General features: G+C 68.2%; 9 protein-coding genes. 7 read left to right on the top strand and 2 right to left on the bottom strand.

From position 1 onward, the window contains the following. Positions 1–131: 131 nt before the first annotated feature. From ACUWEX_RS01785 to ACUWEX_RS01775, 3 genes are all read left to right on the top strand, one after another. Positions 132–4328, top strand: coding sequence for a beta strand repeat-containing protein (locus ACUWEX_RS01785; protein WP_445996927.1), 4197 nt, complete (start codon positions 132–134; stop codon positions 4326–4328). 122 nt (positions 4329–4450) lie between these two features. Next, positions 4451–6004: a SpaH/EbpB family LPXTG-anchored major pilin gene (locus ACUWEX_RS01780; RefSeq protein ID WP_079726568.1), complete on the top strand. Its 1554-nt coding sequence runs from the start codon at positions 4451–4453 to the stop codon at positions 6002–6004. Positions 6005–6076: 72 nt separating this feature from the next. Beyond that, a complete protein-coding gene (locus ACUWEX_RS01775; RefSeq protein WP_445996926.1) occupies positions 6077–7021 on the top strand; it encodes a class C sortase in 945 nt (314 codons plus the stop codon). 25 nt (positions 7022–7046) lie between these two features. On the opposite strand, the gene ACUWEX_RS01770 is transcribed toward ACUWEX_RS01775, so the two are convergent. Continuing rightward, positions 7047–8054 carry a LacI family DNA-binding transcriptional regulator gene (locus tag ACUWEX_RS01770; RefSeq protein WP_445996925.1) on the bottom strand — a complete coding sequence of 336 codons (1008 nt, stop codon included), beginning with the start codon at positions 8052–8054 and terminating at the stop codon, positions 7047–7049. Positions 8055–8332: 278 nt separating this feature from the next. On the opposite strand from ACUWEX_RS01770, the gene ACUWEX_RS01765 reads away from it, so the two are divergent. The 4 genes from ACUWEX_RS01765 to ACUWEX_RS01750 all read left to right on the top strand — a co-directional run bounded on the left by ACUWEX_RS01765 (position 8333) and on the right by ACUWEX_RS01750 (position 13787). After that, on the top strand, positions 8333–10423 hold the full coding sequence (locus tag ACUWEX_RS01765; protein WP_445996924.1) for a glycoside hydrolase family 127 protein: 2091 nt from the start codon (positions 8333–8335) through the stop codon (positions 10421–10423). 101 nt (positions 10424–10524) lie between these two features. Then, positions 10525–11820, top strand: coding sequence for an ABC transporter substrate-binding protein (locus tag ACUWEX_RS01760; protein WP_083709800.1), 1296 nt, complete (start codon positions 10525–10527; stop codon positions 11818–11820). 25 nt (positions 11821–11845) lie between these two features. Then, entirely contained in the window at positions 11846–12841 is a 996-nt protein-coding gene (locus ACUWEX_RS01755) for a carbohydrate ABC transporter permease (protein ID WP_234990934.1), read from the top strand. Then, a complete protein-coding gene (locus tag ACUWEX_RS01750) occupies positions 12834–13787 on the top strand; it encodes a carbohydrate ABC transporter permease (RefSeq protein WP_445996923.1) in 954 nt (317 codons plus the stop codon). Before ACUWEX_RS01755 ends, ACUWEX_RS01750 begins: the two co-directional genes overlap by 8 nt. An 87-nt stretch (positions 13788–13874) precedes the next feature. Here the strand turns inward: ACUWEX_RS01750 and ACUWEX_RS01745 are convergent, their stop codons facing one another. After that, positions 13875–15542, bottom strand: a complete 1668-nt coding sequence (locus ACUWEX_RS01745) for a ricin-type beta-trefoil lectin domain protein (RefSeq protein ID WP_445996922.1) — start codon at positions 15540–15542, stop codon at positions 13875–13877. Positions 15543–15591 lie beyond the last annotated feature (49 nt).

Genomic DNA, 15591 nt, shown 5'->3' with positions numbered 1-15591 from the left:
GATGAGAAGAGGGTTTCATCCCACGCATGCAAGCGGCTTTCCTGCCGCGGTGCGCATGTCTCGATCTCTGTGGTCGTGCGGTGCTTTCTCGAGCACCCCGATCCATCTGACCGCGATCCGGGGGGCCGCAGGTGGCTTCTCGACGCACGGGCGGTGACAGACGCGCCTCAAACGGCCGCGCATCAGGGCCTCGCCGAATCGGCACGATCGCCGCCGCGACATGCGCCGTCGTCGCCCTGACACTGGGTCTCATCGCTCCCGGCGCGTCGGCCGCCACCGCTTCGGCCGCCGCGCAGGCCCAGCCCGCGGCGCCGTCGACGGCCCTCGACGCATCCGCTGACGCCACCGTCACCCAGGCACTCGCGCCGAGCACGGCATCGCAGCAGACGGCGCTGGCGCGCGTGGCCTCCGACGTCTCGATTCTCGCCGCGGGTGTGCCCGAGGCACCCGCCCAGCTCTGGCTCGAGGACTTCGAGGCGAGCACGCCGCCCGCGCAGCTCGGCACCTATGCATCGAACCGCTACACGGCAGCCGCATTCTGGCTGAACTACTCCAACTGCAACGGCGTGCTCCTCAACTACACCGTCACGTTCCCCGCCACCGGATTCTGCGGCACCACCAGCGACACGGTGTCGCGCAATCAGGTGCGTCGACTGGCCGATGTGCTCGGCCAGTCGCGCCTCGGCGTCGTCGGCAGCACGAGCAACACCGCGCCCGTCAACGGTTCGACCACGGGAACCGCCGGATCGCAGGCGAACCGGGCCCTCGCCGCGCTGACGATGGCGGGCGGCACGACGACGGCCAACCAGACGCTCATCGAATCGGTCGCACCCGTCGGGCTGTCGGCCACCGCCGAGCGCTACTACGCGGCATCCATCGACGTCGCAGAGGACTCGTGCTCGGCTCGCCCGGGCGGCGTCAACAACAACTCCCGATTGGATGTCGCGCTCGTCGTCGGCGCGACGGCGACGAACCTCACCGCGGCGCCCATCATCGCGTGCAACACGCCCGCCGGCCGCTACACCTCCCCCGCGCTGACCGGCGGTTTCGGCTCCGAGACCGCGGTGCGCGCCGGCCGGTTCTTCACCGACACGGCCGTGCGTCTCACCCCCGCGCAAGCCGCACAGGCACGCATCCGGGTCAGCAATGAGATCTCGGCGTCGACCGGCAACGACTTCGCGGTCGACAACCTGCGCATCGTCGACGCGACCCCGAGCCTCGACAAGGCGTTCTCGACCGACCTGACCACGACGGGCACGCCCACCACGCTCACCTTCACCGTGACGAACACGTCCGAGCTGGCGGCCAAGAACGACTGGAACTTCACCGATACCCTGCCGCAGGGCCTCGTCGTCGCCCCCACCCCCGCGGTCGGCGGCACGTGCGTCAACGTCACGGGCACGGCATTCGGCGTGCAAGCCGCGGCCGGCGCCAGCTCGATCGTCGTCACGGGCGGCGACCTCGCGACCAACGCCGCCAGCTGCACCATCACCGTGGATGTCGTCGCCACCGCCCCCGGAACGTTCACCAACGGCCCCGCCAACGTCGCCACCGTGCTGAACGCCCCCGAGGGCGCCACCTTCGTCGCCGAGGCCCCGGCCCGCATCACCATCCAGAAGAACGTCGCGGGCCGCGCCGTCGTGGGCGACCAGTTCCGCCTCGCCCTCAGCCTCGGCGCCACCGAGGTCGCCAGCGTGACCACGACGGGCGCCAACACGGGGCTGCAATCGGCCCAGATCGGGCCCATCAACGTGACGCGCGGCAGCGTCTACACGATCTCCGAATCCATCGTCTCGACGGCCACGCTCAACACCTATACGACGGGCTATCAATGCCTGCGCGGCACGACCACGATCGCCACGGGCACCTCGATCTCGGGCCCCATCACCATCCCCAACGAGGCCGGCGCCGAGATCGTCTGCACGTTCACCAACACGCCCCAGGCCGCATCCCTCTACTGCGACGGCACCTATTACTACGCCGTGCGCACCAACGGCTCGATCGCCCAGGTCAACGCCACGAGCTCGGCCGCGCCGACGCAGCTCTTCGGCGCGGTGACGGGCGCGACCGACATCAACGCGCTGGGCGTGAACGGCGACGGCTCGAGCGCCATCGCGATCGACCGCACGGGAACGAACGCGGTCAACGCCAGCGGCGTGGTCAACTACACGATCGTCAGCGGCGCACTGCAGGGCAACCGCACGGCGTTCACGGGCACGCAGGGGTCGTTCCTCGACCGCTCGGGTGCCGCGCTCGACGGCACGATCATCGCGGGCGCCGTCGACCCGCTCAACGGGCGATTCGTCGTCGGCAAGTCGGCGGTCGGCTCGGTGCGCCTGTGGGAGTACACGCCCAACACGCTCAACAACGGCAGCCGCTTCCTCTACCTCGGGCAGGTCACGACGGGCACGACGGCCGGCGAGAACGGCGACATCTCGTTCGACGCACAGGGCAACCTGCACGTCGTGCAGACGGCGGCCGACTCGAGCAACGTGGGCATGTTCAGCGTCACGCGCGAGTCGTTGCTCGCGGCATCGGGCGGCACCATCCCCTCGAGCGCCACCACGCGTCGCGCCCTGAGCGGCACCGACACGGGCAACGCGCTCACGGCCGTGAACGGCGTGGCCTTCTCGCCCACCGGAACCGTCTACCTCGGCAACGGCACCACGGCCTACCAATTCGACCCGCTCACCTGGACCCGCGTGCCGAACAGCCCGCGTGCCACCATCGGCACCACCGCCCCGAACACCGCCACCGACCTCGCCGCCTGCACGTCGCCGTCGACGATCTCGCTCGAGAAGAACGTGGTCGGGCGCGTGAACGCGGCCGACCAGTTCCGCCTCGCCCTGTCGGCCGGCTCGCCCCTCACCGAATCGACCGTCGCCACGACGACCGGCACCGCGACCGGTGTACAGAGCGCCCGCATCGGCCCGACGCCCGTGCAGATCAACACGTCGGTCACGATCTCCGAAACCATGGCATCCGGTTCGGTCTCGCCGCTGACCGCCTACACCTCGGTCTATGAATGCTGGGCCGACGGCGTGCGCATCTTCACGGGCACCGACAAAACGGCGGCCATCACCATCCCGAACCGTCTGAGCGTGGGCGTGGCGTGCACGTTCTCGAACTCGCCGGCGCCGTTTGCCACCGTGCGCGTGACGAAGGTGGTCGAGGACTTCAACGGCGCCAACCGCACGCCCACGGCCGGATGGACCATGACGACGACCGCGGTCGCGAACACCGGGAGCACCGTCAGCGTGCTGCCGTCGCGCAACCCCTCGCAGCAGACGGGGGCCGACGGTTCGGCCACGTGGCAGGTGCTGTTCGGTGCGGCATCCCAGCGCGGGCGCGTGACCGTGGCCGAGACGTCGCAGACCGGTTTCCGCTACCAGAGCCTGGTGTGCACCGTGAACGGCGCCGCGGCGGCCACCACCGTGACGACCGTGGGCACGCAGGTTCGCGGCGCCGTCAACGTGGATGTCGCACCCGGCGCTGCCGTCGACTGCACGTATACCAACCGACCGACCGCCACGCTCACGCTCGTCAAGAACGTGTCGTTCGGCGCGGCGGCCCCCTCGGCCTGGCAGCTGAGCGCCACGCGCAGTCAGGCCACGGCCTTGGCCGGACCGACCGGGGCGGGCGGAAGCGGCACCCTCAACGCCGTCCCCGTCTCGGCCGACACCCCGTATCGCCTGGCCGAAGCGGGCGGTCCCGCCACCTACGTGCAGGTGGGCAACTGGGCGTGCGTCACCGCGACCGGCACGGCCGTTCCCGTAACCGCGGCCGGTGACGTGACCCTGACCCGGGCCACGGATGTCACGTGCACGGTGACGAACGCGACGGCCGCCATCACGCTGCTGAAGAACGTGCAGAACCCGTCGACCGGATTCCAGCCCTCCACCTGGAACCTGACGGCCACGCCCGCCGCCCTGACGGGACTCAGCGCAACCACCGTTCCGGGCGCCGACTACTCGGCGACGAACGGCAACGCGGCGAGCACGTTCGCCGTGCGGCCGGGGCACAGCTACACACTCAGCGAAGCCCTCGCGCAGAGCGGCACGCGCCTCGCCTACCAGCAGCTGCGCCTCGAACTGCGGCAGCCGAACGGCACGTGGACCCCCGTGAGCTCGCAGACCATCACGGCCCCGGCGGCCGGGCAGACGGCGATCTATCGCTACGTCAACGCGCCCGTCTCGCCCCCCATACTCCCCCTCGCCGGGGGACCCAGCACGGACGCGTTCGTCATCGGCGGTATTGCCGTCTTGACGCTCGCCCTGGCCCTCGCGGCCTGGCAACGACGCCGCCGCACGCGAAGGAGTGCGATGTGAAGCATTGATCACACTGCCTCGACGCCTTCGTCCCTGACTTTCACTGTCACCTTCTCTTCACGCAATTTGCTTTCTACTTTTCAAGCTTTGTCAACTCACTCTCATCTCTGACAGGAGCAACAATGTCCAGGTCCATCACCCGGCGGGTCACCGCCGCGATCGGCGCCCTCGTCTTGGCGGCCGGCGCGGCGTTCGTGGCCACGGCCCCCGCGCAGGCTGTCACGCAGCCCGGAAACATCAACCCCGACCAGCCCCGCAGCCTCACGGTGCACAAGTTCGCGCTCGGCCCCAACAACGGCCAGATCGCGGGCACCGGCCAGGAGCTGCCCTCCACCACCAACCTCGGCACGCCGCTGTCGGGCGCCGTCTTCACCGCGACGCAGGTCGCCGGTGTCGACCTCACCACCCCCGAGGGCTGGGCCATCGCCAACAGCCTGAGCCCGCAGTCGGCCTCGACGCGCCTCACGGGCACGCCGTTCACGTCGACGCCCTCCGCCGCGAACGGCACGGCCACGTTCCCGACGACCATGCCGCTCGGCCTGTTCTACGTGCAGGAGACGGTGCTGCCCGCCGACGCCACCAACCCGACGGCCCCGTTCCTCGTGTCGCTGCCGTTGCCCACCGGCCCGTCCGGCGCCCCGGCGAACCAGTGGATCTATGACGTGCACGTCTACCCCAAGAACGCCGTCACCGAGACGACCAAGACGCGCATCCCCGCCCCAGCCAACTCGGCCGAGGCTCGCAACCCCGACCTCATCCGCTGGTCGATCGCCGCGAGCATCCCCACCCTGGCGGCGGGTGACGCGGTGACCGCGTTCTCCCTGACCGACACCGTGCCGAGCGCGCTCGTGTTCCCCGCGACACCGCCCGCGGGCGTCTCGCCGTCGACCGTGACCGTCACCAGCGCCGCGGGTGTCGCGCAGAACTTCGCCCTCGGAGCCGACTACACGATCACGAACACCGCGGCCACCGCGACGGCCGACGGCACCTCGGTGCTGACCTTCACGGCGGCCGGCCTCAACCGCCTCACCTCCCTGCAGGGCGGCGTCGTGTCGTTCAACGTGCTGACGCGCGCCGTCTCGATCCCGCCGAACGGCCTGATCACCAACACGGCCACGGCAAGTATCAACGGCCTCACCGACACGGTTTCGGGCACGACCCCGATCGGTCAGCTGACCGTCTTGGCCTACGAGAGCAACAACGGCGGCGCCCGCACGCCGCTGGGCGGCGCGGTCTACCAGGTCTACCTGAACCAGAACGACGCCAACAACCAGCAGAACCCGATCACGATCAACGGCAGCACCAACTGGACCACCGATGCCACCGGTTTCGTCGCGATCCCCATCATCACGCCCGGCAACTACTACGTGCGTGAGATCACCCCGCCGGCGGGCTTCAACCTGCCGCAGAGCAACCCGGTGCAGACCGTGGTCGTCGCGGGCCCGACCTCGACGGCACCTCCCGTGCAGAACTACGTCGAGTTCAACCACACCCAGGTGTCGGCAGCGAACTTCCTGCTGCCCTTCACCGGTGGTGACGGTGGCGTCTGGTTCGGCATCGGTGGCGGCGCGCTCCTCGCGATCGCCCTCGGCGCCGCGGTCATCGTGTCTCGTCGTCGCGCCGAAGCCGGTGCCGTCGCCGAGCAGACGCCCGTCGCAGCAACGACGTCCGCGTAGTCTGACGTGATGCACACGAAGGCGGGGAGTCCTTCGGGGCCCCCGCCTTCGTCGTCCCCACAACGCTGGCGCATGTCGTGGGTCTCCCTCGTCATCGCCCTGATCTCGGTGCTGGGCGCAGGCCTTCTCCTGTTCCCCACCGTCGTCTCGTGGTTCAGCCAATACGAGCAATCCCAACGCATCAACGGCCTCACGCAGGATGTCTCGGACCTCGGCACGGCCACCCTGCAGCAACAGCTCGACCAAGCCCGCGAGTACAACCGCAACCTCGTCGGCGGAGGCGCCAACCTCCTCGCCAACGAACGCCTGCCGGTCGCCGACGAACCCGACCAGACCGGCCAATACGACGACATCCTCAAGGCCGACAAGGCCGGCCTCATGGCCCGGCTCAAGATCCCGGCCATCAACGTCGACCTCCCCGTCTCGCATGGCACGGGCCCCGACGTGCTCGAGCACGGCGTCGGCCACCTCGAGGGCACGGCGTTCCCGGTGGGTGGCGCGTCGACGCGCTCGGTGCTCACCGCCCACCGCGGCCTCGCCACCGCCGAACTCTTCACCCACCTCGACCGCGTGACGGAGGACGACACCTTCACCATCGAGGTCTTCGGCGAGGTGCTCGTTTACCGCGTCATCGACACCCGCATCGTCGAACCGACCGACGGCCAGAGCCTCTTCCCGGTCGACGGCCAAGACCTCGTCACGCTCGTCACCTGCACGCCCCTCGGCGTCAACAGCCACCGCATCCTGGTCACGGGCGAGCGCGTCATCCCCACCCCCCAATCCGACCTCGACGGCGCGGGCCAACGCCCCGACATCCCCACCTTCCCCTGGTGGGCCCTCATCGCCGCGGGCGTGCTCCTCACGGCCACGGCCTATGTCTGGCACTCGGGCCGGCCGCCGCGCGTGCGCCCGGCTGCGCCATCCGCTGAGGCCGAGGCTGAGGCTGAGGCTGCAGCTGCAGCCCAGGACGACGTCGAGCCCGAGCCCGAGCCCGAGCCCGAGCCCGAGCAAAAGTAGCCTCTCGACTCGCCTCGCCTCGCGCTTAGGGAATCGTCGTACCGCGCGCGACGAGCCGGCAGTCCGTGCGTTCGATACCGGTCGGCAGCGGCGACCCGTCGATCGCGGCGAACAGCAGCTCGGATGCGCGGCGGCCCAGCAAGTCGAGGTTCATGTCGACACTGGAGATGGGTGGATTGGTGTCGGCCGTGATCAACTCCCAGTTGTCGAAGCCGATGAGGGCGACATCCGTCGGCACCCGTCTGCCTCGCGCGTGCAGAGCGTCGAGGGCACCGCGCGCGATCTGATCGGAGTCGCAGATGACGGCGTCGATCTCGGGATGGGTGTCGAGGAGCATGAGGGTGGCGCTGCGGCCCCAGCGTTCGGTCCACTCGCCATAGTCGGTGCGGTGCTCGAGCGGCACCCCGGACGCCGTCAGTGCGGCGTCGATGCCGAGCGCCCGGTCGCGCGCCGCTTGCGCCGTCGGCAGGCCGCGCACGTGCGCGATGCGGCGCCGGCCGGTCGAGAGGAGGTGTTCGGCGGCGATGCGCCCGCCCTGCACGTTGTCGGGCGTGAGCGAGAAGTCGGATGGATCGTCTGAGGGCGTGTAGACGTAGGCGACAGGGAACGGAAGCGACGCTCCGAGCGAGCGACGGGCGTCGGTGAGGCTGCCGACGACCATGAGCGCGTCGACCTGTTTGGCGGCGAGCGTGCGCACGTGACGCTGCTCGCGAATGGCGTCGCCCCGAGCATCGCTCAGCAGCACCGAAATCTCATCGGCCCCGAAAGCGTCTTCGGCGGCCATGAGGATGGGCAGGCTGAAACGACCTTCGAGGTCGGATGTCAGCAGGCCGACGGTTCCGCTGCGCCCGCGGGACAGGCTGCGGGCCATCGCGTTGTGCTCGAACGACAGCGATCGCGCCGCCTCGTGGACGCGCGTCTTCGTCGCTTCGCGGACCTCGGAGCGGTTGTTCAGTGCCTTCGAGGCCGTCGCCACCGACACCCCGGCCAGACGCGCCACATCGACCAGCGTGACCGCTTTGCTGCGCCGCATCCAAAACTCCTCGAAAATGTTTTGTCACCGTTCGACGGCGCCACATCTCCGCCAGCCCCGTGCGGTTTCTAGAGTAGCGGACCTCTCGCGAGCGCCGAAGAACCATCCGCAAAATCTCAACTCTTGAAACCGCTTTCGTTTTACATTACGGTAACCAGATCGACTCATTGCCGACACTGTGGTGGGCTTCGATATGTGACATAGCACAAGAGCGTGCGGTCGCCGTGGGTCGTTCGACTCATCGCATCGCTGCGAATGAACGAACGAAAGGATGCGCGGTGACCCTCACCAGTGCACGATCAACCGGCCCCCTCGCCACACCGCGCCGAGCGCGCCGCCAGCCCCTCGATGCCGACGCCGCGAGCTTCACGTCGGGCCTGCACGCATCCTGGCTGCGTCGCAACGTCGACGCCTCCCTCCCCCACGGCATCGCGATGCTCGAAACCGCCGGCAACCTCGACAACCTGAGGCGCCTCGCCGGTGAGTCCGATGCTCCGTTCCGCGGGCAGCTCTTCGCCGACAGCGACGTGTACAAGACGTTGGAGGCGATCGCGTGGCAGGTGGGCGACGCCGAGGCGCAGCATCCCGAACTCATGCGGTTCTATTGCGACACCGTCGGCCTGCTCGAACGTGCCCAGCGCGACGACGGCTATCTCGACTCGGCCTACCAGCTCGGCGAGGGCGACGCCGGGCCCTGGACGAACTTCACCCACGGCCACGAGCTGTACTGCCTCGGGCACCTGCTGCAGGCGGGCATCGCGGGGTATCGAGCCCTGGGCGACGATCGACTGCTCGGGGTCGGCATCCGCTTCGTCGACCTCGTGATCGACCTTTATGGCGGGCCCGAATCGGACGTGTACTGCGGTCATCCCGAGATCGAGACGGCCCTCGTTGAGCTGTATCGCACGACGGGCGACGAGCGTCACCTCGATCTGGCCGAGGCGTTCATCCGCCGCCGGGGAAGTGGCTTCATCGGCGAGGGCGTCTATGGTGCGCAGTACTACCAGGACGACACGAGCGTGCTCGACACCGACATCATGCGCGGCCACGCCGTGCGCGCGCTCTACCTGAACGCCGGGGTCACCGACCTCTACCTCGAACGCGGTGACGAAGCCCTGCTCGACGCCATGAAGACCCAGTGGGATGACCTGGTCGGAAAACGCCTCTACCTCACGGGCGGCACGGGCTCGCGGCACCGCGACGAGTCGTTCGGCGACGCCTACGAGTTGCCGAGCGAACGCGCTTATGCCGAGACCTGCGCGGGAATCGCCCTCATCAACTGGGCGTGGCGCCTGCACGTCGCCACGGGCGAGTCCCGCTACCTCGATGCCGCCGAGAACGCGCTCTACAACGTGGTGTCGGCCGGCATCTCGGTCGACGGCCTGTCCTACTTCTATAGCAACCCGCTGCAGAGGCGGCCCGACCACGGCGCCAGCCAGGAGGAATCGAGCGGTCGCCGTCTGGCTTGGTATAGCTGCGCGTGCTGCCCGCCCAACCTCATGCGCACGTTCGCGTCGCTGCAGAACCTGCTCGCGACCTCGGGCGGCGACACCGTGCAGGTGGCCAACTACGCCGCGAGCAGCATCCGTCTGCCGCGCATCGACGCCACCGGGGCGACCTCAACCGATGAATCCGCGGATGCCGAAGCCGCCGTGCTGCACGTCGACACCGACTACCCGGCCTCGGGTTCGGTGACGCTGCGCTTCGACGATGCCTGGGCGGGAACGCTCGAGCTACGCGTTCCCGAGTGGTCCCGCACCGGAGGGCGGCGAGCGCGGCTCACCGTCGATGGCGAGCCTCGTGACTCCGCCTCGGCGAACGCCCCCGTCGACTCGGGGTGGCTCCGCGTGGAGGGGCCCTTCGCGGCCGATACCGTGATTCGGCTGGAGCTCGACGTGAGCCCGAGCCTGGTGTTCCCGCATCCGCGCATCGACGGCCTGCGCGGCAGTGTCGCGGTCCGACGCGGGCCACTCGTCTACTGCGTCGACCAGACCGACAACGCCGTCGACATCGAGACCGTGGATGTCGCAGCCGACGCCTCGGTCGTCGAGGTCTCGGGCAGCGAGATCGTCGGCGGCTTCGGGCCCTTCCTCAGTATCGCCGCGCTGCGCACCCTGCCCGATCCGGCGGCCGTGAGCCTGTATTCGAACACCCCGGAGCCGATTGCCGGGGCATCCCCCGAAGCCGCTGCATCCGGCTCATCCGGCTCATCCGGCGCAATCCCCGCGTCGCAAGCCGAGAAGGCGCGCCTGATCTTGCGCCCCTACGCCCTCTGGGGCAACGGGCCGGCACCCGCCGCCATGCGCGTGTGGATGCCCCGCGCCTCGGCCCCCGCGCACCCCACCCCCACCGACCGCACCACCGCATAACCCTGCACGACGACACCCCGCACGACGACTCCCGCTCCACCGCACGACGACCCGACCCCCGCCGGGCCGCTCCCACCCTTCAGAAGGAGAAGTGACGCACCATGAGGCACTCAAGAACAACGCTGTTTCGCCTGATCGCGCTCGGCACCGCAACGGCTGCCGCGTTCTCGCTGTCCGCCTGCAGTTCGGGTGGTGGCGACGCCGACACCCTGACCGTCTGGACCCGTTCCGACGGCGAGGTCTACACCAAGCAGCTCGCCGAGATGTACGAGAAGGCCAACCCGGGTCTCACGGTCGATGTGACCGTGCTGCCGAACTCCGATGTGCAGCAGAAGCTGGGCTCGGCGATCAGCTCGGGCAACCCGCCGGATGTCGTGGCCATCGACGTCGTGAAGGCGCCCTACTTCATCAACGCGGGCGCCTTCCAGGACCTGACCGAGCGCATCGACGGACTCGACTACGCCGACGACCTCCTGCCCGCCCAGGTCGATGCCGGCACCTTCGAGGACAAGAAGTACACGTCGCCGTTCACCGCCGACACCTCGGTGCTCTACTACAACAAGGATCTGTTCCGTCAGGCGGGGCTCGACCCCGAGGCGCCGCCGACCACCTGGCAGGAGTTCGCCACCGCGGCCGACAGCATCGGCGGCCTCGGCGACGACATCACCGGCTACCACTACTCCGCGGGCTGCGGCGGGTGTGCGGCGTTCGCCCTCGCCCCCATGGTGTGGGCGTCCGGCGGCGACTTCATCGACGCCGACAGCGGCGCGTTGAACCCCGACGCCACGTTCACCGACCCGGTCGTCACCGAGTTCATCGAACTGCTCAACGGCATGGTGGCGGATGGCGGCATCACGACGGCCAGCCAGACCGACGGCGGCGAGAACTATGGCGGCGCATTCGAGAACGGCAAGCTCGGCATGGTCGCGAGTGGTTCGTTCTACCTGAACACGCTGCAGTCGTCCGATCTGCCGTTCGAGATGGGTGTCACGCCGCTGCCCGGGAAGAATGCCGGTGAGATCTCATCCATGGTGGGTGGCGATGTGCTCGCCATTCCCGAGGGTGCCAAGAACGGTGACGCCGCCTGGGACTTCGTGAAGTGGGCGACCGGGGATGACGCGCAGAAGTCCCTGGCCGAGAGTGGTTTCACCCCGGTGCGCACCGACCTCTACGAGTCGGACTACAGCTCGAAGGGACCGGAGCAGGCCGCACTCGTCGAGGCCGCGCTGCAGGGTCAGGTGCCGTACACGGTGTCGTTCAACGCGCTGTTCAGCGACCCGAACGGCCCCATGGTGAGCCTGATGCAGGCCGGTGTGTTCGGTGACGATGTGGATGCCGCATCCGCCGCCGCGCAGAAGACCGCCGAGCAGATCGTCACGCAGAACGCCACGGAATAGCCGCCGACGAGTTGATGGAGCAGACATGACCGAGACCCTCAGCACGCCGGTGACGCCGTCGCCGGACACGTCGCGCCGCGCGTCTTCGCGTGTCCGCTCCACCTCTCGCGGGCGTCGACCCGGAGGGGCGGCCGGTCCGTCCCTCCGGGAGCGCCGGCTCTCCCGCACCGGACTGCTGGCGGTGACACCCGCGCTGCTCCTCACGGCGGTGTTCTTCGTCGTGCCCGTGGCGCTCATGGCCTGGATGAGCCTGCACAGGTGGCCTCTTCTCGGCCGCAGCACCTTCATCGGCCTCGACAACTACGTGCGCGCCTTCACAGCCGACGACACGTTCCTGCGTTCCATCGGCTTCACCCTCATCTATACGGTCGTCATCACGCCGATCCTGTTCGTGGCGGGCCTCGCCCTCGCGTTCTTCGTACGGCGGCCGTCTCGCGCGAGCACGTTCTTCCGCACCATCTTCTTCACGCCCTATGTGATCGGTTTCGCGGCGGCCAGCTTCCTGTGGCTGTGGTTCACCGATCCGAGCGCCGGTTCGGTGAACGCCATCCTCACGAGCCTCGGCACCGAGGTCGACCAAACCTCCTGGTTCGTGGAGCAGTGGCCCGCCCTCATCAACGTCATCGTCATGGTCACGTGGAAGGTCGTCGGCTTTCAAATGATCCTGCTGCTCGGTGGCCTCAACAGCGTTCCGGAAGATGTGCTCGAGGCGGCGCAGATCGACGGGGCCGGGTGGTGGAGGCGCCTCACCGGAATCATCCTGCCGCTCATGAAACCCACGATCATCCTGGTGTTGGTGTTCTCGATCAGCGGCTCACTGCTCGCCTTCGAGCAGTTCTTCCTCATCACGAAGGGTCGCCCCGACAACGAGACGGTCACGGCCGTCTATTGGATCTACAACGTCTCCTTCACCAAGTTCGAACTGGGCTATGGCGCCGCGCTGTCGGTCATCATGCTCGTGCTGTTGCTCATCGTCGCGGCCGCGCAGATCCGCCTTCTGAGAGGACCCAAGAATGACTGAGCCCCGATCGGATGCGTCAGCTCCGGCCTCGTCGTCCACCGCTGTGGCCGCTCCCCCGGCTGCGGCCATCGCGGCCATCAGCCCGACTCCGGCCGCGTCCCCGCGTCGCAAGCGGGGTCGCGGAGCCGTCGGCGTCTGGTGGTGGGTGGGCGGCATCGTGCTCGTCTCGCTCTTCGCGTTGCCACTCCTCTCGGCGGTCACGGGCAGCCTCAAGTCGCCCGCCGAGTTGCAGCAACGCCCGGCCACGTTCTTTCCGCAGACGCTGAGCGGCGACGCGTGGTCTCGCCTGTTCGACCCCTCGCAAGGCACCCTCACGGGCCTGGCGAACAGCCTGGTCGTCGCGATCGGCACCGTGGCCCTCACCGTGGTGTTGTCGACCCTCGCGGGCTACGGTTTCGGCCGCTTCCGCTTTCGTGGAAGCACCCTCCTGTTCGGCGTCGTGCTCGCGGGCATGATGATCCCGTTCAGCGTGCTGCTCACCCCGATCAGCGTGGTGTTGCGCACCCTCGGCGTCAGCAACTCCCTGCTCGGCCTGGTGCTCGTCTACACGACCTACCAGTTGCCGTTCTGCATCTTCATCATGCGCAACGCCTTCGCGGCCATCCCCGACGAGATCGAAGAGGCGGCCATGATCGACGGATGCTCGCGCCGCAGTGTCCTGTTGCGCATGTTCGTGCCCCTCGTCGTGCCCGGCATCGTCACGGCCGCGATCTTCGCGTTCCTCAACGCGTGGAACGAGTTCCTCGGCGCCCTCGTCCTCCTGTCGGACCAGGCTCTCTTCACGCTCCCCGTGGTCCTGCAGACCAAGCAGATCGGCCAATTCGGCAAGGTCGACTGGGGCCTGCTCGACGCGGGTGTCGTCGTCTCGATGATCCCCTGCCTGCTCATCTTCTTCCTGCTGCAGCGCTACTACGTCAACGGCATCTTCAGCGGCGCGGCGAAGTAGGCGGCGGGCCGCCCGCCGCGCCAATGTCCATGACGACAGACGGCCGCGCAGCTGAGCGCTGCGACGGCCGTCCATACGGCAACTCGCCTAAGCGGGCAGGTTCCAGGTCTGGCTCGCTAGTCCGTTGCAGTCGTAGATCTGCAGTTTGGTGCCGTCAGCGGTGTTGCCCATGGGCACATCGAGGCATCGGCCGGACTGCGGGTTGCGCAGGCTGCCGTTCGCTCCGACCACCCATTGCTGGGCTCCGGCGTTGGGGAGGCAGTCCCAGAGCTGCACAGGGCTGAAGTTCGCCGTTCCGTTGGCCGTGATGTCCAGGCATTTGCCGAAGGCGCGGATAGTGCCGTTGGCCGAGATCGACCAGCGTTGGCCGGTGGCAACACCGCAGGTGTAGAGCTGGACGGCTCGTCCGGCGTTAGCAGTATTCGTGTCGACGTCGAGGCACTTGCCCGACGGCGACGTGATAGCGCCCGTGCGGCCGGGCAGGCTGCCAATGCCGAACTTCAGCTCGCACTGAGAACCCTGCTTGAGAGTGGCCGCGAAGTAGACGAACGATGTGCCGTCCTCGCGCGGGATGGCGGGCGTCGAGTAGCCGGGGCAGGAGGGCACACCCGGCGCGTAGCCGCCGGTCGGGTTGACGGTCACGGGAGCCTCGACCTCGGTCCAAGCGCCGACCCCGAGGTTCGTGTTCTGGAACAGCACGGTGCCCGATTCTGCGAGCACTGTCTTATTTCCGGTCGGCCCGGAAACGACGCGCTGGCCCGAGATCAGCAGCGTTCCGTTCGGGCCGCCGCCGGACGCCCAGGAGATGTAGGGCGTGTGTAGCAGCTCGCGAGAGTCGGACGTGGAGACGAGGGTTCCGGCGGTGCCGAGGGCACCCCAATTGAGACCGTCGTCGCTGAACTTGATGTAGACCTCACACGCGTGGTCAGGGTTCGTGGCATCGCGGCACATCTCGTAAGACATCACGAAGGTACCGTTCGGCAAGGCGGCGAAGGTCTGCATGCCGGGTCGTCGCAGATTGTCGGTGGGGAAGGCGACATCCTGGGTCTGCGTGCTGCTCCAGCTCGCACCGCCGTTGGTCGACGTGTAGTGGCCGATGACCTGATTGTTGGTGGCCGAGTTGGCCGGTCGCTCGTCGGAGATGAAACAGGCCAATGCGTTGTTGTCGGTCACGAGGAAAGACGGCTCCCAGATGCCGTGGCCGATCGAATTGGGCAACCCCGAGGTCTGGGTGCAGTTCGACAGGAAGGTCCAGGTCTGGCCCTTGTCGGTGCTCCTGAACACCTCCACCTTCTGCTGCGTGTAGTCACCGATCGACCACGCCGTGCCCGCGGCGAGGATGTCACCCTGGTTGAGGCCCGGGATGCTGCGAGGCACCTCATACAGCGTCGGTGCTTCGATGGTCCAGCCCGCCGTGTGCGAGGTGACCGTGGAAATCTGGCTCCAGTTCGCACCTCCGTTCGTGCTGCGGTAGATCGGCATCGTGCCCGGGCCGTTGTGGCCACCCTGGGCAAAGGTGGCGAGCATGGTCTGCGCTGCGGATCCGTCGTTGTCGACGCGGATGGCGCGCGGGTAGCCAACCGTACCGTTGGGGAATTGACTGAGATTCGGTGAGTACAGCACCTGGCCGGCCTGCGCGGCTTGCGCGGGTGCCGGCGAGCCCCCGACGGCGCCAGCTATGAGAAGAAAACTGGCGAGGAAGGCGAACACCAGCAAAATTCTGGGCTCGATCGAGCGGCGTGCGAATGACGACATTGTTATCCCTTTTTTCGAGAACGCGCCAACGCACTGATTACATTGCCCA

It is taken from the genome of Okibacterium fritillariae, from assembly GCF_052783725.1.
Note: the sequence above shows the minus strand (reverse complement) of the source record. Positions and strands in the feature narration are given on the sequence as shown.

What these genes read in the sequence shown, in the direction of transcription:
- ACUWEX_RS01780 (WP_079726568.1), top strand. Translation starts at nt 4,451, where the DNA reads ATGTCCAGGTCCATCACCCGGCGGGTCACCGCCGCGATCGGCGCCCTC.
- ACUWEX_RS01775 (WP_445996926.1), top strand. Translation starts at nt 6,077, where the DNA reads ATGTCGTGGGTCTCCCTCGTCATCGCCCTGATCTCGGTGCTGGGCGCA.
- ACUWEX_RS01770 (WP_445996925.1), bottom strand. Translation starts at nt 8,054, where the DNA reads ATGCGGCGCAGCAAAGCGGTCACGCTGGTCGATGTGGCGCGTCTGGCC.
- ACUWEX_RS01760 (WP_083709800.1), top strand. Translation starts at nt 10,525, where the DNA reads ATGAGGCACTCAAGAACAACGCTGTTTCGCCTGATCGCGCTCGGCACC.
- ACUWEX_RS01755 (WP_234990934.1), top strand. Translation starts at nt 11,846, where the DNA reads ATGACCGAGACCCTCAGCACGCCGGTGACGCCGTCGCCGGACACGTCG.
- ACUWEX_RS01750 (WP_445996923.1), top strand. Translation starts at nt 12,834, where the DNA reads ATGACTGAGCCCCGATCGGATGCGTCAGCTCCGGCCTCGTCGTCCACC.
- ACUWEX_RS01745 (WP_445996922.1), bottom strand. Translation starts at nt 15,542, where the DNA reads ATGTCGTCATTCGCACGCCGCTCGATCGAGCCCAGAATTTTGCTGGTG.